Source organism: Citrobacter sp. HN-141 (assembly GCF_033341895.1).
In the GTDB taxonomy this organism is placed as follows: Bacteria; Pseudomonadota; Gammaproteobacteria; order Enterobacterales; family Enterobacteriaceae; genus Citrobacter.
Genome location: NZ_JAWPBF010000016.1, coordinates 27,036 through 45,403, shown reverse-complemented (window position 1 = coordinate 45,403; position 18,368 = coordinate 27,036). Strand labels below are relative to the sequence as shown.

Annotated in this window: 16 protein-coding genes; 11 read left to right on the top strand and 5 right to left on the bottom strand. The window is 48.9% G+C overall.

What is annotated here, in order from left to right:
- Positions 1-168: 168 nt before the first annotated feature.
- Both purU and RYZ59_RS18565 read right to left on the bottom strand, forming a co-directional pair.
- The gene (gene purU / locus RYZ59_RS18570) at positions 169-1,011 is read right to left on the bottom strand and encodes a formyltetrahydrofolate deformylase (RefSeq protein ID WP_005126391.1); all 843 of its coding nucleotides are present in this window, start codon (positions 1,009-1,011) and stop codon (positions 169-171) included.
- A 55-nt stretch (positions 1,012-1,066) separates the two neighbouring features.
- Positions 1,067-1,522, bottom strand: coding sequence for a YchJ family protein (locus RYZ59_RS18565; RefSeq protein ID WP_137381698.1), 456 nt, complete (start codon positions 1,520-1,522; stop codon positions 1,067-1,069).
- 111 nt (positions 1,523-1,633) lie between these two features.
- Between RYZ59_RS18565 and rssA the strand changes: the two genes are divergently transcribed.
- The 3 genes from rssA to galU all read left to right on the top strand — a co-directional run bounded on the left by rssA (position 1,634) and on the right by galU (position 4,759).
- The gene (gene rssA / locus RYZ59_RS18560; protein WP_137381699.1) at positions 1,634-2,542 is read left to right on the top strand and encodes a patatin-like phospholipase RssA; all 909 of its coding nucleotides are present in this window, start codon (positions 1,634-1,636) and stop codon (positions 2,540-2,542) included.
- A 90-nt stretch (positions 2,543-2,632) separates the two neighbouring features.
- Entirely contained in the window at positions 2,633-3,646 is a 1,014-nt protein-coding gene (rssB, locus tag RYZ59_RS18555) for a two-component system response regulator RssB (protein WP_202038500.1), read from the top strand.
- Positions 3,647-3,850: 204 nt separating this feature from the next.
- On the top strand, positions 3,851-4,759 hold the full coding sequence (gene galU / locus RYZ59_RS18550; RefSeq protein ID WP_045443617.1) for a UTP--glucose-1-phosphate uridylyltransferase GalU: 909 nt from the start codon (positions 3,851-3,853) through the stop codon (positions 4,757-4,759).
- Positions 4,760-4,895: 136 nt separating this feature from the next.
- On the opposite strand, the gene hns is transcribed toward galU, so the two are convergent.
- A complete protein-coding gene (gene hns / locus RYZ59_RS18545) occupies positions 4,896-5,309 on the bottom strand; it encodes a histone-like nucleoid-structuring protein H-NS (protein WP_003020723.1) in 414 nt (137 codons plus the stop codon).
- A gap of 645 nt (positions 5,310-5,954) precedes the next feature.
- On the opposite strand from hns, the gene tdk reads away from it, so the two are divergent.
- Positions 5,955-6,572: a thymidine kinase gene (gene tdk / locus RYZ59_RS18540; RefSeq protein ID WP_005126397.1), complete on the top strand. Its 618-nt coding sequence runs from the start codon at positions 5,955-5,957 to the stop codon at positions 6,570-6,572.
- Between the two features lie 223 nt (positions 6,573-6,795).
- On the opposite strand, the gene adhE is transcribed toward tdk, so the two are convergent.
- Positions 6,796-9,474 (bottom strand): bifunctional acetaldehyde-CoA/alcohol dehydrogenase, encoded by a 2,679-nt coding sequence (adhE, locus tag RYZ59_RS18535; protein ID WP_202038501.1) that lies wholly within the window; start codon positions 9,472-9,474, stop codon positions 6,796-6,798.
- Between the two features lie 487 nt (positions 9,475-9,961).
- Between adhE and ychE the strand changes: the two genes are divergently transcribed.
- From ychE to RYZ59_RS18500, 7 genes are all read left to right on the top strand, one after another.
- Complete coding sequence (gene ychE / locus RYZ59_RS18530) at positions 9,962-10,609, top strand: NAAT family transporter YchE (RefSeq protein ID WP_137381703.1); 648 nt, start codon at positions 9,962-9,964, stop codon at positions 10,607-10,609.
- A 773-nt stretch (positions 10,610-11,382) separates the two neighbouring features.
- Entirely contained in the window at positions 11,383-13,014 is a 1,632-nt protein-coding gene (oppA, locus tag RYZ59_RS18525; RefSeq protein WP_137381704.1) for an oligopeptide ABC transporter substrate-binding protein OppA, read from the top strand.
- 233 nt (positions 13,015-13,247) lie between these two features.
- On the top strand, positions 13,248-14,168 hold the full coding sequence (gene oppB, locus RYZ59_RS18520; protein WP_137381705.1) for an oligopeptide ABC transporter permease OppB: 921 nt from the start codon (positions 13,248-13,250) through the stop codon (positions 14,166-14,168).
- 14 nt (positions 14,169-14,182) lie between these two features.
- On the top strand, positions 14,183-15,091 hold the full coding sequence (gene oppC, locus RYZ59_RS18515; RefSeq protein WP_005126406.1) for an oligopeptide ABC transporter permease OppC: 909 nt from the start codon (positions 14,183-14,185) through the stop codon (positions 15,089-15,091).
- An 11-nt stretch (positions 15,092-15,102) separates the two neighbouring features.
- A complete protein-coding gene (oppD, locus tag RYZ59_RS18510) occupies positions 15,103-16,116 on the top strand; it encodes a murein tripeptide/oligopeptide ABC transporter ATP-binding protein OppD (protein ID WP_005126407.1) in 1,014 nt (337 codons plus the stop codon).
- Positions 16,113-17,117, top strand: coding sequence for a murein tripeptide/oligopeptide ABC transporter ATP-binding protein OppF (gene oppF, locus RYZ59_RS18505; RefSeq protein WP_048211482.1), 1,005 nt, complete (start codon positions 16,113-16,115; stop codon positions 17,115-17,117). Before oppD ends, oppF begins: the two co-directional genes overlap by 4 nt.
- Before the next feature lie 47 nt (positions 17,118-17,164).
- Entirely contained in the window at positions 17,165-18,001 is an 837-nt protein-coding gene (locus RYZ59_RS18500; RefSeq protein ID WP_318049974.1) for an ion transporter, read from the top strand.
- 37 nt (positions 18,002-18,038) lie between these two features.
- Here RYZ59_RS18500 and RYZ59_RS18495 read toward each other — a convergent pair whose 3' ends face one another.
- Positions 18,039-18,368, bottom strand: a complete 330-nt coding sequence (locus tag RYZ59_RS18495; protein WP_137381707.1) for an HI1450 family dsDNA-mimic protein — start codon at positions 18,366-18,368, stop codon at positions 18,039-18,041.

Genomic DNA, 18,368 nt, shown 5'->3' with positions numbered 1-18,368 from the left:
GGAACCCCACCACGGGGTAATGCTATGTTACTGGCCTGCTTCCTTGGGAAGCGGGGCGCATCATATCAAATGACGCGCCGCTGTAAAGCATTCCTTTGCTTAACGTGGATCGTTTGCGTACTTTTCATCCGTAACGCAGTAAAGCTAATCAATTCATATTATTGGTGATTACAGAATAATCGTTCGGTTACCGTAAACGAAAACTCGCTGGGCCAGAACCTGATACAGCGCACGGCTTAATACGTTTTTCTCAACGTCACGGCCGGCACGCATCATATCCTCTGCGGTATAGGTATGATCCACATGAATCACGTCCTGCATGATGATCGGACCTTCGTCGAGATTGTCATTTACATAGTGGGCTGTCGCTCCGATGATCTTCACGCCGCGCTCATACGCCTGATGGTACGGGCGTGCGCCAATAAAGGCGGGCAGGAATGAGTGGTGAATGTTGATGATCTTATTTGGGAAGCGAGAAACAAATGTCGGTGTCAGGACACGCATATATTTTGCCAGTACGACATAGTCTGGCTGATGTGCGTCGATAGCGTCCGCCATTTTTTGGTCATGCTCGTCACGCGTTAATCCTTCGTGGCTGACCAGCTCAAAAGGAATGTCAAAACGCTCAACCAGGGAACGTAGCGTGTCGTGGTTGCCGATAACTGCGGCAATTTCAACATCCAGTCCGCCGTAATTGGCCTTCATTAACAGATCGCCCAAACAGTGGGCTTCTTTGGTGACTAAAATAACGATGCGGCGACGTCCCGCTGGCGTAAGCTCGCGAATGGAACCTTCTGGTAGCGCGCTGTCCAGATCGGTCAGCAGTGTGACATCGTTAAAAATGCCTTCCAGCTCGGTACGCATGAAAAAACGCCCGGTACGGTGGTCCACGAACTCATTGTTCTGCACGATGTTCAGTTCGTGCTTATAACAGATGTTAGTAATGCGTGCGATCAGACCTTTTTGGTCCGGGCAAATAGTACGCAGCACTTTTCGTTGTAATGAATGCATTTGCAGCGGAGATCCTGTTGAGAATGTTTGCATAATTGATACTGTCGGGCGTTGATTAGCCGCAGCACTTTTTAAATTTTTTACCGGAGCCACAAGGGCAGGTATCGTTTCGTCCAATTTGCGGGCGTGTACCATCGATATAGTACCACTGACCGTTTTCTTTTAAAAAACGAGAGCGTTCGATAATTGCGCCTGTTTTTCCCTGTTCAGAAAACCGTGCGACAAAACTGACATAACCGATAGTGTCGGTTTCTGCCGTCTGCTGTTCAAAAACGGTCAGCCCCAGCCATTCGGTATGGGTAAATCCTGCAATAATGTCATCCCGGAAATCGGCGGCATGGCAATCTGGATGCCAGGTTTTGACGAGGTAATCTGCGTCTTTCATCACAAAAGCACAGTAACGAGAACGCATGAGATGTGACGGCGTAGGTGCTACTTGTGCACCGGACACATAACGGTAGCAACATAGGCTATACTCGACAGCGCTACCACAGGGACAAAGCTGAGACACAAAGTACTCCCTGGAATAAAAAAACGGCGTAAAAACGCCTGGGTGGCACTATGTTAACTGAGCCGTGGCGATGTTGCTACGTCTGCAAGCCAGGGGAAGTCTGTAGGTATAATGAGAAAAATAAAAATTGGGCTGGCGCTAGGTTCCGGCGCAGCACGCGGCTGGTCGCATATTGGTGTGATCAAAGCCCTGAAACACATGGGCATTGATATTGATATTGTGGCAGGGTGTTCCATTGGCTCACTGGTCGGCGCCGCCTACGCATGTAACAAACTCCCCGCGCTTGAACAGTGGGTTTGCTCCTTCAGTTACTGGGATGTTTTACGTCTGATGGATCTCTCGTGGCGCAGGGGCGGATTATTGCGCGGCGAACGGGTATTCAATCAGTATCGGAATGTCATGCCGGTAGAATCTATCGAACAATGCTCACGTCGTTTTGCCACTGTCGCAACCAATCTCAGTACGGGCCGTGAACTCTGGTTTACCGAAGGTGATTTGCACCTTGCCGTCCGTGCCTCCTGCAGTATTCCTGGCCTGATGTCACCTGTGGCGCATAATGGTTATTGGTTGGTTGATGGTGCGGTGGTGAACCCTGTACCCGTCTCTCTGACGCGTGCGTTGGGGGCCGATATCGTTATTGCGGTCGACCTGCAACATGATGCGCACCTGATGCAACAGGACCTGCTCTCCTTCAACGTCAATAGTGAAACCGAAGCGAACGATGATGATGAGCTGTCATGGCATGCCCGCCTGAAAGAGCGCTTGAGCAACATTACGGCCCGGCGTGCAGTCACGGCACCTACGGCGATGGAGATCATGACGACCTCGATTCAGGTTCTGGAAAACCGTCTCAAGCGCAACCGTATGGCTGGGGACCCACCTGATATTCTGATTCAGCCGTTTTGTCCGCAAATATCCACGCTGGATTTCCATCGCGCCAGTGCAGCAATTGCTGCCGGGCAGTTAGCGGTCGAGAAGAAAATGGATGAGCTTCTGCCCCTGGTAAAAACCAACGTTTAACGCATTTTTTATCAACACTTAAGCAAATTCTGACAGGCGTGAGTTGCAATAGCATGCCACTATTTACTAAAGCCAGTCAGGGGGGAGAATATGACGCAGCCATTGGTCGGAAAACAGATTCTTATCGTTGAAGATGAGCCAGTATTTCGCTCGCTTCTGGATTCATGGTTTTCCTCTTTGGGAGCGACAACAGCAGTAGCGGAAGACGGGCTTGATGCGCTGGAGTTACTGGGGCGCTTCACCCCCGACCTGATGATTTGCGATCTCGCTATGCCGCGAATGAACGGCCTTAAACTGGTTGAGTATCTGCGTAATCGTGGCGATCAGACACCTATTCTGGTGATCTCCGCAACGGAAAATATGGCCGATATTGCCAAAGCATTACGACTCGGTGTGGATGATGTTCTTTTAAAGCCTGTGAAGGACCTTAACCGCCTGCGAGAAACCGTTTTTGCGTGTCTTTATCCCAATATGTTTAACTCTCGCGTGGAAGAAGAAGAGCGCCTGTTTCGTGACTGGGATGCGATGGTGGGCGATCCTGCAGCTGCTGCAAAACTGTTGCAAGAATTGCAGCCCCCCGTGTCGCAGGTCATCTCGCATTGTCGGGTCAACTACCGCCAGTTGGTCGCCGCTGATCAACCTGGGCTGGTACTGGATATTGCCCCATTATCGGACCACGATCTCGCCTTCTATTGTCTGGATGTTACTCGAGCAGGGGATAATGGTGTCCTGGCTGCATTATTACTGCGCGCGCTGTTTAATGGTTTGCTGCAAGAACAGCTCACCCATCAAAATCAACGTTTGCCTGAGCTCGGTGCGCTATTGAAACAGGTGAATCATTTACTGCGTCAGGCTAATTTACCCGGACAGTTTCCACTGCTGGTGGGGTATTACCATAGCGGATTAAAAAATCTGATTCTGGTATCGGCTGGGCTGAATGCGACATTAAATACCGGTTCACATCACGTACAAATCAGTAATGGTGTTCCGCTGGGCACGTTAGGTAATACGTATTTGAATCAGCTAAGTCAGCGCTGTGAATCCTGGCAGTGCCAAATTTGGGGGGCAGGCGGTCGCCTGCGCCTGATGTTGTCTGCGGAATGAACAATCGAGAGGGGAGTGAATGAAATTGGTTTACCTCCCTTACGCTGTGAGTGCTACTATCAGCGGCAGATTTATTCGTATTTATCTTAATTATACCGACGTGCGTCCTTTTCAGACCAGAAGCTTACTGCGGTACTGATATACTCGGATGCGAAACAGATTGATGAACACGTTCAATATATGAACAGTCCAGGAGAGTTTTAAATGGCTGCCCTTAATTCAAAAGTCAAAAAGGCCGTTATCCCGGTTGCGGGATTAGGAACCAGGATGTTACCGGCTACGAAGGCAATCCCGAAAGAGATGCTACCGTTGGTTGATAAGCCATTAATTCAGTACGTCGTAAACGAATGTATTGCTGCGGGCATCACTGAAATTGTACTCGTGACTCACTCGTCTAAAAATTCAATTGAAAACCACTTTGATACCAGCTTTGAACTTGAAGCGATGCTGGAAAAACGCGTAAAACGTCAGCTTCTGGAAGAAGTGCAATCTATTTGTCCTCCGCATGTCACTATTATGCAGGTGCGTCAGGGGCTGGCAAAAGGTCTGGGGCACGCGGTATTGTGTGCCCATCCGGTTGTTGGCGATGAACCCGTTGCGGTCATCCTGCCGGACGTTATTCTTGACGAATACGAATCTGATTTATCCCGTGACAACCTTGCTGAAATGATCCACCGTTTTGATGAAACAGGCAGCAGCCAGATTATGGTTGAGCCTGTAGCAGACGTAACGGCTTATGGTGTTGTTGATTGCAAGGGCGTTGAATTAACGCCTGGTGAAAGCGTACCGATGGTTGGCGTGGTAGAAAAACCGAAAGCAGACGTTGCGCCCTCTAATCTGGCCGTTGTGGGGCGTTATGTTCTCAGTGCGGATATCTGGCCTCTGCTGGCAAAAACACCTCCGGGAGCAGGTGATGAAATTCAGCTGACCGACGCTATCGATATGCTGATCGAAAAAGAAACGGTAGAAGCCTATCACATGAAGGGCAAAAGCCATGACTGTGGCAATAAGCTGGGCTATATGCAGGCGTTCGTTGAATATGGTATTCGCCATAATACGCTTGGCGCTGAATTTAAAGCATGGCTTGAAGATGAGATGGGTATTAAGAAGTAACCTCGCGGTATTATAAGGACAGAACGGCGCTGCTAATCCAGCGCCGTTTTTTATACCTAATTTGGGTAGGCGATGGGCGAAGTACGGGTAAAAAAAATCCCGCCAGTGGCGGGATTTTAAGCAAATTATTTCTGAATTATTCCTTGATCAGGAAATCGTCCAGTTGTTTACCTTGTTCTTCCATCGCTTTTTTGATCACAGCCGGTGTACGACCCTGGCCAGTCCAGGTTTTAGTTTCACCGTTTTCGTCAACGTAGCTATATTTAGCCGGACGCGCTGCGCGTTTAGCTTTGGTGCCGGACTTAACCGCTGCCATGCTATTCAGCAGTTCGTTCGGATCAATACCATCAGCAATCAACATTTCACGATATTGTTGCAGTTTACGAGTACGCTCTTCAACTTCAGCAGCAGCAGCGCTTTCTTCTTCGCGACGCTCGCTAACTACAACTTCTAATTTTTCCAGCATTTCTTCAAGCGTTTCCAGAGTACATTCTCTCGCCTGCGCACGAAGAGTACGGATGTTGTTCAGAATTTTAAGTGCTTCGCTCATTGTAGTAATCTCAAACTTATATTGGGGGTGGTTTGTTGAGCTAATAATAGAGCGATAAATTCAGTTGTGCAATAGCCAGGAATGTAAGGAATTCAAAATTGCTCTTTATTTAGTGTCTGTATTAATTGTTCTGTCTTAATTTTACGACGCGGTCGGGCATAAAAAAGGCTTATTGGTATGCGAGCTTCCCGGCTGCAGCGAGTAAAAATTCAAGATTCAGGTCACATTTCATAGTGTACAAATAGTATCTCTTTGCAGTGATTTCAACCTTTTGTATTAGTTTTGCTTACGGGAATCCCCTATTACAAGGTGGCTATCGTTAGAGGCAATAACAATAAGGGCAGGGTTTCTTTATTGCACGGTGTTGATAAGTGACGTTGATGAATTTCAGGAGCACTATTTGTGAAAGAATGTGTATATACACATCATACTTCAGGTTGTGTGTGCTTTGGCTGCGTGCTTTCACTCTATCGTGCCCATGAGAAAGTACTCAAGGGCACTTCCGCGCGGCGAGGTATTTAGACGAAACAGGGCGATGTTCGCACGTTCTTTTATACATCCCGGATGTCACGCTGCACCGACATGTTTGTGAAATATGATACAATCCTGTCCATATTTATTTTCCCCGGTGAGGGCCGATACACAATGGCACAGCTTTATTTTTACTATTCTGCAATGAATGCAGGCAAGTCGACGGCATTGCTGCAATCTTCATACAATTATCAGGAACGTGGGATGCGTGCCGTTGTATATACAGCGGAAATTGATGACCGTTTTGGCGCGGGAAAAGTAAGTTCACGTATAGGCCTGTCATCACCAGCAAAATTGTTTAACCAAAATTCATCATTGTTCGAGGAGATTCGTGCGGAGAACGCGCAGCAACGAATTCACTGCGTGCTGGTTGATGAGTCTCAGTTTCTGACGCGACAGCAGGTTTATGAATTATCAGAGGTTGTTGATCAACTGGATATTCCCGTGTTGTGTTACGGCTTACGCACCGATTTTCGTGGTGAGCTATTCGGCGGTAGTGAATACCTGCTTGCATGGTCAGATAAGCTGGTTGAATTAAAAACGATTTGTTTCTGTGGCCGTAAGGCCAGCATGGTATTACGTCTTGATCAGGCCGGAAGACCTTATAACGAAGGTGAGCAGGTCGTTATCGGCGGAAATGAACGTTATGTATCGGTGTGCCGCAAGCATTATAAGGAAGCACAGTCTGAAGGCTCTCTGACGGCCATTCAGGAACGTCACAGCCACGACTAGCTCTCTTGTTCTCCTGCTGAGTTAAAATCGCAGGGTAGGTCTCTGCTTTAGCCAGAAGCACTACCCTGCGGCATTGCCTTCTGGTGCCACTCTCACACCTATTTCCCTTGCGCCTTTTCACCACAATGGCTGACGTCTGCATAGCCTGGTTTTGGCTGAGTATGGCAAAAAAAAACGGCCCAAAAGGGCCGTTTATGAAGATACTAAAACTTATGTGAGTGCATTAAGCGGATTTTTTCGCTTTTTTCTCAGCTTTAGGCGCGGCTGCTGGCTCAGTTTTAGCAGCAGTTTCACCTTCGCTGTACTCACGACCGTAGTAAGTATCCAGCAGGATCTGTTTCAGTTCAGAAATCAGCGGGTAACGCGGGTTCGCACCGGTGCACTGGTCGTCAAACGCATCTTCGGACAGTTTGTCGACGTGTGCCAGGAAGTCAGCTTCCTGAACGCCAGCTTCACGGATAGATTTAGGAATACCCAGTTCAGCTTTGATTTCTTCCAGCCATGCCAGCAGTTTCTGGATTTTAGCCGCAGTACGGTCGCCCGGTGCGCTTAAACCCAGATGGTCTGCGATTTCAGCGTAGCGACGACGAGCCTGAGGGCGATCATACTGGCTGAATGCAGTCTGTTTAGTCGGGTTGTCGTTCGCGTTATAACGAATGACGTTGCTGATCAGCAGGGCGTTCGCCAGACCATGAGGAATGTGGAACTGAGAACCCAGCTTGTGCGCCATTGAGTGACATACACCCAGGAAGGCGTTAGCAAACGCGATACCGGCGATGGTTGCTGCACTGTGAACACGCTCACGCGCTACCGGGTTCTTAGAACCTTCATGGTAGGATGCAGGCAGGTTTTCTTTCAGCAGTTTCAGCGCTTGCAGAGCCTGACCATCAGAGAATTCAGAAGCCAGCACGGAAACGTAAGCTTCCAGGGCGTGAGTCACCGCATCCAGACCACCGAATGCACACAATGATTTCGGCATATCCATAACCAGGTTGGCATCGACAATTGCCATGTCTGGGGTCAGCGCGTAGTCAGCCAGCGGATATTTCTGACCCGTTGCATCGTCGGTAACAACCGCAAACGGAGTCACTTCAGAACCGGTACCGGAAGTGGTGGTGACGGCGATCATTTTCGCTTTCACGCCCATTTTCGGGAACTTGTAGATACGTTTACGGATGTCCATAAAGCGCAGTGCCAGCTCTTCGAAATGGGTTTCCGGATGTTCGTACATCACCCACATGATTTTCGCGGCGTCCATCGGGGAACCACCGCCCAGTGCGATGATAACGTCAGGTTTGAAGGAGTTAGCCAGCTCAGCACCTTTACGAACAACGCTAAGAGTCGGGTCAGCTTCAACTTCAAAGAACACTTCGGTTTCAACGCCGGATGCTTTCAGCACGGAGGTGATCTGGTCAGCATAACCGTTATTGAACAGGAAGCGGTCGGTCACGATCAGAGCACGTTTGTGACCATCGGTAATCACTTCATCCAGCGCGATTGGCAGTGAGCCACGACGGAAGTAGATAGATTTCGGAAGTTTGTGCCACAACATGTTTTCAGCTCGCTTAGCAACGGTTTTCTTGTTGATCAGGTGCTTAGGACCAACGTTTTCAGAGATGGAGTTACCACCCCAGGAACCACAACCCAGAGTCAGGGAAGGTGCGAGTTTGAAGTTGTACAGGTCGCCGATACCACCCTGTGAAGCCGGGGTGTTAATCAGGATACGCGCGGTTTTCATCATCTGACCGAAGTAAGCAACGCGTTCTGGTTGGTTGTCCTGGTCAGTGTACAGGCAAGAAGTGTGGCCGATACCACCCATCGCAACCAGTTTCTCTGCTTTGTCTACCGCATCTTCGAAATCTTTCGCACGGTACATCGCCAGCGTCGGGGACAGTTTTTCGTGAGCAAACGGCTCGCTTTCATCAACAACTTTCACTTCACCGATCAGGATCTTAGTTGTTTCCGGAACCGAGAAGCCTGCCAGTTCAGCAATTTTATAGGCCGGCTGACCAACGATAGCGGCGTTCAGTGCGCCATTTTTCAGGATAACGTCCTGAACAGCTTTCAGCTCTTTACCCTGCAGCATGTAGCCGCCGTGACTAGCGAAACGTTCACGAACTGCATCGTATACAGAGTCAACAACCACAACGGACTGTTCAGAAGCACAGATTACGCCGTTATCGAAGGTTTTAGACATCAGCACAGAAGCAACAGCACGCTTAATATCCGCAGTTTCGTCGATAACCACAGGGGTGTTACCTGCGCCTACGCCGATTGCTGGTTTACCGGAGCTGTATGCTGCTTTAACCATGCCTGGACCGCCGGTCGCAAGGATCAGGTTGATGTCCGGGTGATGCATCAGAGCATTAGACAGTTCAACGGAAGGTTGATCGATCCAGCCGATCAGATCTTTCGGTGCACCCGCAGCGATAGCAGCCTGCAGAACGATGTCAGCCGCTTTGTTAGTGGCATCTTTAGCACGCGGATGTGGAGAGAAGATGATTGCGTTACGCGTCTTCAGGCTGATCAGCGATTTGAAGATAGCGGTAGATGTCGGGTTAGTGGTTGGAACGATACCGCAGATGATACCAATCGGTTCAGCGATGGTGATAGTGCCGAAAGTGTCGTCTTCAGACAGAACACCACAGGTCTTTTCATCTTTATAAGCGTTGTAAATGTATTCGGAAGCAAAGTGGTTTTTGATCACTTTGTCTTCGACGATGCCCATGCCGGATTCGGCAACGGCCATTTTCGCGAGAGGGATTCGAGCGTCTGCGGCTGCCAGAGCGGCGGCGCGGAAGATTTTGTCAACCTGTTCTTGAGTGAAACTGGCATATTCACGCTGGGCTTTTTTTACGCGCTCTACAAGTGCGTTAAGTTCAGCGACATTAGTAACAGCCATAATGCTCTCCTGATAATGTTAAACTTTTTTAGTAAATCATCTGCTCGATACGAGAGTATAGACAGACTGACGAAAAATTGTATAACGTTTTGAAAATCAAACGGTTAATTAACGTCCACTTTACTTTGATTTACTAAAAGAGCTTATGCGTTAGCGTCATTTAACTCTAACGCGTTACCTCCAGGTGGCGTAAGCAAGATTACTCACTTCTGAGTAGTAATTGCGTGATCTGGATCAAGTTTCCGCGAAGCTGACACCTTTCAGCAGGCCCTTTTAGCGTTTCTTGGTAAGTGTTAAAAAATTGATGTAATGAATGAGGTTAACATTAGCATATTTAATACATATTAATAACACCGAGTAATGGTAGCGTATTTACGTAGATATACGCAGATAGCAGGTGAAGTATGCTGACAAAAGGCGTATCTTCAGCGCGGATTTCATCAATTTTTATGACTCATTTTATCCGGCTAACGCTTCGGAGCTAACCGTGATCCATACGCTATTCGATTTTCCTGTCTATTTTAAATTTTTCATTGGGTTATTTGCCTTGGTCAACCCGGTAGGGATCATCCCTGTCTTTATCAGCATGACCAGCTACCAGACCGCTGCCGCACGTAATAAAACCAACCTTACGGCAAACCTATCGGTTGCTATCATTCTGTGGACCTCTCTGTTTCTGGGGGATGGAATTCTGCAATTGTTTGGTATCTCAATTGATTCGTTCAGGATTGCCGGTGGTATCCTGGTCGTCACTATCGCGATGTCGATGATCAGCGGAAAACTGGGGGAAGATAAGCAAAACAAGCAGGAAAAGTCGGAGACGGCAATACGCGAAAGTATTGGCGTAGTCCCGTTAGCGCTGCCGTTAATGGCGGGGCCGGGGGCGATAAGCTCGACCATCGTCTGGGGCACGCGTTATCATAGTGCCATTAATCTGTTTGGTTTTTTCGTGGCAATTGCGCTGTTTGCGCTGTGCTGTTGGGGATTGTTTCGAATGGCGCCGTGGCTGGTTCGCCTGTTGGGACAAACCGGCATCAACGTCATCACACGTATTATGGGGTTGTTACTCATGGCGTTGGGCATTGAGTTCATTGTGACCGGAATCAAATCCATTTTCCCGGGTTTACTTGCCTGAATCCACCCAATCAATATAAACGGAGCTGCTCTCTGGCTCCGTTTCCCTCCATTATCAGTAAAACTTCTCACTAAAGTTGAAATGCGCCATAGCAATAATAAAAAATGCTGATAGCCAGCTGCATTTTTATGTATTGATTTTAAAGACAATTGTCTTTTCAGCAGAACAGATGAACCAGGGCAGCATTGTTATTTTATTAACATCATACTCTTGGGCTTGCTGAAGGATTATCGAAATGTTATTAGTTATTTCAGCACCTAATTTAGATGAATGTGCTAATTAATAACCAATTGTTAAATTTATGTGCATTATGACGTCTCTTCGATGTCGAACAGGGTGATGAGCCGTGCGTCTCACGCAATGTATTGAATTAATTAATATTTTTGTTAAAAAATCGCTTTTTTTCTGCTTTTGTTGTGCGGTTTTTTTTCAATAAAAGAGAATTGGTTAACAAATCTGTAAAATGTATTGGCGGTGAAGAAACGCATTTGATACTTTCCGGCCAGGTATTTGGCAGAAGATTTCACGTTGATGAGAATCATTTTCAGTTAGTTTCTCTCAACAAGGTAATAGCGTGCTTCCGGCAGGGGAGGTACGTAGATAATCGACGCAAGGCGATCAAACGAATCGCCAGAATAAATAAAGTCGGTGATAGCGAGCAGTAAACAAAAAAACACCTGACGGCAGAAAATCTCCGGTGCCGTACAGGGATCCTGACAGGATTAACAGTCTGGTTATAAAACCAGCCATAATAATGAGGGAGTACAAACACAATGACTAACATCACTAAAAAAAGTTTAGTAGCTGCGGGGATCCTAACTGCGCTAATCGCTGGAAATGTTGCTACAGCAGCAGTGGTACCAGCAGGCGTACAGTTGGCAGAGAAGCAGACTCTGGTGCGTAATAATGGTTCGGAAGTTCAGTCACTCGATCCGCATAAAATCGAAGGTGTACCGGAATCCAACATTAGCCGTGATTTATTTGAAGGTTTATTAATCAGTGACGTTGATGGCAAACCATCGCCGGGCGTGGCTGATAAATGGGAAAATAAAGATTTTAAAGTCTGGACATTCCATCTGCGTAAAGATGCCAAATGGTCTGATGGCACGCCCGTTACCGCACAAGATTTCGTCTATAGCTGGCAACGTCTGGCGAACCCCAATACCGCTTCACCGTACGCCAGCTATTTACAATACGGGCATATTGTCAATATTGATGACATCATCGCCGGTAAGAAGCCAGTTACCGATCTCGGTGTAAAAGCGATTGACGACCATACCTTTGAAGTCACTCTGAGCGAACCTGTTCCTTATTTCTACAAACTCCTTGTGCACTCCTCTCTTTCCCCTGTGCCTAAAGCCGTGGTGGAAAAATTCGGTGAAAAATGGACCCAGCCGGCTAACATCGTTTCTAACGGCTCTTATAAACTGAAAGACTGGGTTGTCAACGAGCGTATTGTACTTGAGCGTAATACCCAATACTGGGACAACGCGAAAACCATTATTAACCAGGTCACATACCTGCCAATTTCTTCTGAAGTGACTGACGTGAACCGTTATCGCAGCGGTGAAATCGACATGACCTATAACAACATGCCGATTGAGTTATTCCAGAAACTGAAAAAAGAGATCCCGAACGAAGTCCACGTTGATCCTTATCTGTGCACCTATTATTACGAAATTAACAACCAAAAAGCACCGTTCAACGATGTTCGTGTTCGTACCGCCCTGAAGCTGGCGCTGGATCGTGACATTATCGTCAACAAAGTGAAAAACCAGGGCGATCTGCCTGCCTATAGCTTTACCCCGCCATATACCGATGGCGCTAAACTGGTTGAGCCAGAGTGGTTCAAGTGGTCACAGGAAAAACGTAACGAAGAAGCGAAAAAACTGCTGGCCGAAGCTGGTTTTACCGCGGATAAACCGTTGACCTTTGATCTGCTGTATAACACATCCGATCTGCATAAAAAGCTGGCTATCGCTGCTGCATCCATCTGGAAGAAAAATCTGGGTGCGAATGTGAAGCTGGAAAATCAGGAGTGGAAGACGTTCCTCGATACGCGTCATCAGGGCAACTATGATGTTTCACGCGCAGGCTGGTGTGCGGATTATAACGAACCAACGTCTTTCCTGAATATGGTGCTGTCTGACAGCTCCAACAACACCGTCCACTATAAGAGCCCTGCATTTGACAAGTTGATTGCTGATACCCTGAAAGCAACTGATGACGCTCAGCGCAGTGAACTGTATTCGCAAGCAGAACAGCTGCTGGATAAAGACTCTGCGATTGTACCGGTGTTCTACTACGTTAACGCCCGCCTGGTGAAACCTTGGGTAGGCGGATACTCCGGTAAAGACCCGATGGATAATATCCACGTTAAAGACTTGTATATTATCAAGCATTAATGGCAAGACGTGGGGCAATCATTTTTGCCCCACAGTGTCTTTTTCTTCGAACTTTAAATACCTCCTTAGACAAAGAGAGGTATACCCTAAATAATTCACGTTGCAGGAAGGCGGCAACGCAGCGAATCGCCAGGAGCTTACTTAAGTAAGTGACTGGCGTGAGCGAGTAAAGCCAACGCACCTGCAGCTTGAAGTATGACGGGTATAAAGGCACACGCCAGAAGGTACGGGCAATGTTAAAATTCATATTACGCCGCTGTCTGGAAGCGATTCCGACGCTATTTATTCTTATTACGATTTCATTCTTTATGATGCGTCTGGCGCCGGGGAGCCCATTCACCGGGGAACGCGCGTTACCGCCAGAGGTGCTGGCGAATATTGAAGCGAAATATCATCTTAACGATCCTATCTCGACGCAGTATTTCAGCTATCTGAAACAGCTGGCGCACGGTGATTTTGGGCCATCCTTTAAATATAAAGACTACACCGTTAATGACCTGGTCGCGTCAAGCTTTCCGGTTTCTGCGAAGTTGGGTGCGGCAGCCTTTATTCTGGCGGTACTCGTCGGCGTTAGCGCCGGAGTGATAGCCGCGCTGAAGCAAAATACACGTTGGGACTACACGGTGATGGGGGTGGCAATGACCGGGGTAGTTATCCCCAGTTTCGTGGTCGCTCCCTTATTGGTCATGATATTTGCCATAACCTTGAAATGGCTACCCGGCGGGGGCTGGAACGGCGGGGCGCTGAAATTTATGATCCTGCCCATGGTGGCGTTATCCCTGGCCTATATTGCCAGTATTGCGCGTATTACCCGCGGCTCGATGATTGAAGTACTGCACTCTAACTTTATTCGTACCGCGCGCGCTAAAGGGCTGCCGATGCGACGGATTATTTTCCGCCATGCGTTAAAACCTGCGCTGTTGCCGGTGTTGTCCTATATGGGCCCCGCGTTTGTCGGCATCATTACCGGTTCGATGGTTATTGAAACCATCTATGGTTTGCCGGGCATTGGCCAGTTGTTCGTCAATGGCGCATTAAACCGCGATTACTCGCTGGTACTGAGCCTGACTATTCTGGTCGGTGCGCTGACCATCGTGTTTAACGCGATTGTCGATGTGCTGTACGCCGTAATCGACCCGAAAATCCGTTACTGATACTGGAGCTCGCTATGATGTTAAGTAAGAAAAACAGCGAAGCGCTGGAAAATTTCAGTGAGAAGCTGGAGGTCGAAGGCCGTAGCCTGTGGCAGGACGCGCGTCGACGCTTTATGCATAACCGGGCGGCAGTAGCCAGCCTCGTGGTTTTGGTGATTATTGCGCTGTTTGTGACCCTGGCGCCAATGTTGTCGCAGTTTACCTACTTCGATACCGACTGGGGCATGATGTCCAGCGCGCCGGATACGGAATCAGGCCACTATTTCGGTACTGACTCGTCGGGACGCGACCTGTTGGTGCGCGTGGCGATTGGCGGGCGCATCTCGCTGATGGTCGGCATTGCTGCGGCGTTGGTCGCGGTGGTTGTGGGTACACTGTATGGTTCTCTGTCGGGCTACCTCGGCGGAAAAATCGACTCGGTGATGATGCGTCTGCTGGAAATCCTCAACTCCTTCCCGTTCATGTTCTTCGTGATCCTTCTGGTCACCTTCTTTGGTCAAAATATCCTGCTGATTTTTGTCGCGATCGGGATGGTCTCCTGGCTGGATATGGCGCGTATCGTGCGTGGACAAACGCTGAGCCTGAAGCGCAAAGAGTTTATTGAAGCAGCCCAGGTCGGTGGGGTGTCTACCGTGCGTATTGTTGTGCGCCACATTGTGCCAAACGTATTGGGTGTGGTGGTGGTCTACGCCTCATTGCTGGTGCCCAGCATGATCCTGTTTGAATCTTTCCTGAGCTTCCTGGGACTTGGCACACAAGAGCCGCTAAGTAGCTGGGGCGCACTGCTCAGCGATGGTGCCAACTCGATGGAAGTATCGCCATGGTTACTGCTGTTCCCGGCAGGGTTCCTGGTGGTGACGCTATTCTGTTTTAACTTTATTGGCGATGGCTTGCGTGATGCCCTCGACCCGAAAGACCGTTAAGGAGTGCCGCCATGAGCGTAATTGAGACCTCAACCGCGCCGCTCGCGCAACAACAGGCTAACGCACTGCTTAACGTGACCGATCTGCGTGTGACGTTTGCCACCCCAGATGGTGATGTTACTGCAGTAAACGATTTAAACTTTTCACTACGTGCCGGTGAAACGCTGGGTATTGTTGGTGAGTCTGGTTCAGGTAAGTCGCAGACTGCATTTGCCTTGATGGGCCTGCTGGCCGCAAATGGCCGTATTGGCGGTTCTGCTACATTCAACGGTCGTGAGATCCTGAACTTACCGGAGCGTGAGCTGAACAAACTGCGCGCCGAGCAAATCTCGATGATCTTCCAGGACCCCATGACCTCTCTGAATCCGTATATGCGGGTCGGCGAACAGTTAATGGAAGTGCTGATGCTACACAAAGGTATGAGCAAAGCAGAAGCCTTTGAAGAGTCAGTCAGAATGCTGGATGCGGTGAAAATGCCGGAAGCGCGTAAGCGAATGAAAATGTACCCGCATGAATTCTCCGGCGGTATGCGTCAACGTGTGATGATCGCCATGGCGCTACTGTGCAGGCCAAAGTTACTGATTGCCGATGAACCCACTACGGCGCTGGATGTCACGGTTCAGGCGCAAATCATGACGCTGCTGAATGAGCTGAAAAGTGAATTCAATACCGCAATTATCATGATTACCCACGACCTCGGGGTTGTTGCCGGTATTTGCGACAAGGTGCTGGTAATGTATGCCGGACGCACGATGGAATATGGTAGTGCGCGTGATGTCTTTTATAAGCCGGTTCACCCGTATTCGATTGGCCTGCTTAATGCCGTCCCGCGTCTGGATGCCGAAGGGGAAGAAATGCTGACTATCCCGGGTAATCCGCCGAACCTGTTGCGTTTACCGAAAGGCTGCCCGTTCCAGCCCCGTTGCCCGCATGCCATGGAAATCTGTAACAGTGCTCCGCCACTGGAAGAGTTTAGTCCGGGCCGTCTGCGCGCCTGCTTTAAACCGGTGGAGGAACTGGTATGAATGCGGTAACCGAACAACGAAAAGTACTCCTCGAAATTGCCGATCTGAAAGTCCATTTCGATATCAAAGATGGTAAACAGTGGTTCTGGCAACCGTCGAAAACGCTGAAAGCCGTTGATGGCGTGACCCTGCGTCTGTATGAGGGCGAAACATTAGGCGTGGTGGGGGAATCCGGTTGCGGGAAATCGACGTTTGCGCGTGCGATTATCGGTCTGGTAAAAGCGACCGATGGTAAAGTTGCCTGGCTCGGCAAAGATTTGCTTGGCATGAAACCCGATGAGTGGCGGGCGGTGCGCAGTGACATCCAGATGATTTTCCAGGACCCGCTGGCATCGTTAAACCCGCGTATGACCATCGGTGAAATCATTGCTGAACCGCTGCGGACTTATCACCCGAATCTGCCTGGGCAGGAAGTTCGTGACCGCGTAAAGGCGATGATGATGAAAGTGGGGTTACTGCCTAACCTGATTAACCGCTATCCGCATGAGTTTTCCGGTGGGCAATGCCAGCGTATTGGTATTGCCCGCGCGTTGATCCTTGAACCGAAACTGATCATTTGTGATGAGCCCGTATCCGCGCTGGATGTGTCGATTCAGGCGCAGGTCGTTAACCTGTTGCAGCAATTACAGCGTGAGATGGGCTTATCATTAATCTTCATTGCCCATGACCTGGCCGTGGTTAAGCATATTTCCGATCGCGTGCTGGTGATGTATCTCGGACATGCGGTGGAGTTGGGGACCTATGACGAGGTGTACCATAATCCGCTGCATCCCTATACCAAAGCGCTAATGTCAGCGGTGCCAATTCCCGATCCTGATATGGAGAGGAACAAGGTTATCCAACTGCTGGAAGGTGAGTTACCCTCCCCGATTAATCCGCCTTCGGGGTGTGTGTTCCGCACGCGTTGTCCGATCGCCGGACCAGAATGCGCGAAAACGCGTCCTGTACTTGAAGGGAGTTTCCGACACGCGGTTTCCTGCTTAAAAGTAGACCCGCTATAATCGAGAGGGCTGACACACTGTCAGCCCTTCTTTTTGGTGAGGTAAATGTGTCAGGCTTAGTCTCTTCTGTTCGCCGTACTCTCTATCGTACATTATTTGATTTAGACACCCGTTCGGGGCGCCGTTTTGAAGGCATGTGTGCACTGTTCGCATTGCTGAGCGTGATTGTTATCTTCATTGAGTCTGGGGTCGGGACGCAATACCATTTAACCTATGATGAATGGCATATTTTTGTCTGGCTGGAAGTCTTTATTACGCTGGTCTTTACCCTCGAATATCTGCTCAGATTGTGCTGCTGGGCCAATCCTGCAAAATATGTGTTTAGCTTTTGGGGAATTATCGATCTCGCGACGATTCTGCCACTGTATGTGATGTGGCTATGGCCGGAAATTAGTCTCAGTTATGTTTTCGCCTGGCGAGCGATGCGCGTGCTGCGTGTACTGCGGATACTCAAACTGCTGCGATTTATGCCGTCGCTGCGTGTGTTCTGGAGCGCAATTAAAAGTGCCCGTCATCAGTTGATGCTGTTTTACTCGTTTATTGCCATTCTGATGATTGTCTTTGGCGCACTGATGTACCTGATTGAAGGCCCGAAATATGGTTTTACTACGCTGAATGCGTCGGTATATTGGGCAATCGTTACGGTGACAACGGTTGGCTATGGTGATATTACCCCGCATACACCGCTTGGCCGCATGGTGGCGTCAGTGCTGATCCTGATTGGTTATTCGGTTATTGCAATCCCGACTGGATTGATAACAACACACATGAGTAGTGCGTTTCAGCACCGGCAAAATCAGCGCAAATGTCCACAGTGCCAACAAAGCCAGCATGAGTACAGCGCGCAATTTTGTAATCGCTGCGGAAGTAAATTGCCTGACTAGAAATAAAAAAAGCTGCGAGAGCAGCTTTTTGTTTTCATTATTCGCGCCAGAGAATGTGGCAGAGTTTGTGATCTTTTTCGCGACACAACAGAACACGTGCAAAAATATCGTTAATCTCGCCGTCTTCTGAGTCTGCCAGACCAATCACCACTTCGGCGAAGAAGTCAGGATTCAGGTCAAAATCAACGTGCTCCTGCCAGTCATCCGCAGGGTCGAATAACTCTGCTCCGCCACGCTCTTCAAACTGCAAATTGAACAGAAGGATGTCGGCCGGGTCGAGATTGTCCGCCGCCAGTTCGAGAAAAATGTCATAAGCCTGCTCGAGCGTTTCGTCTTCGGTCAGGCGGTTGTTCAAATCCATATCCAT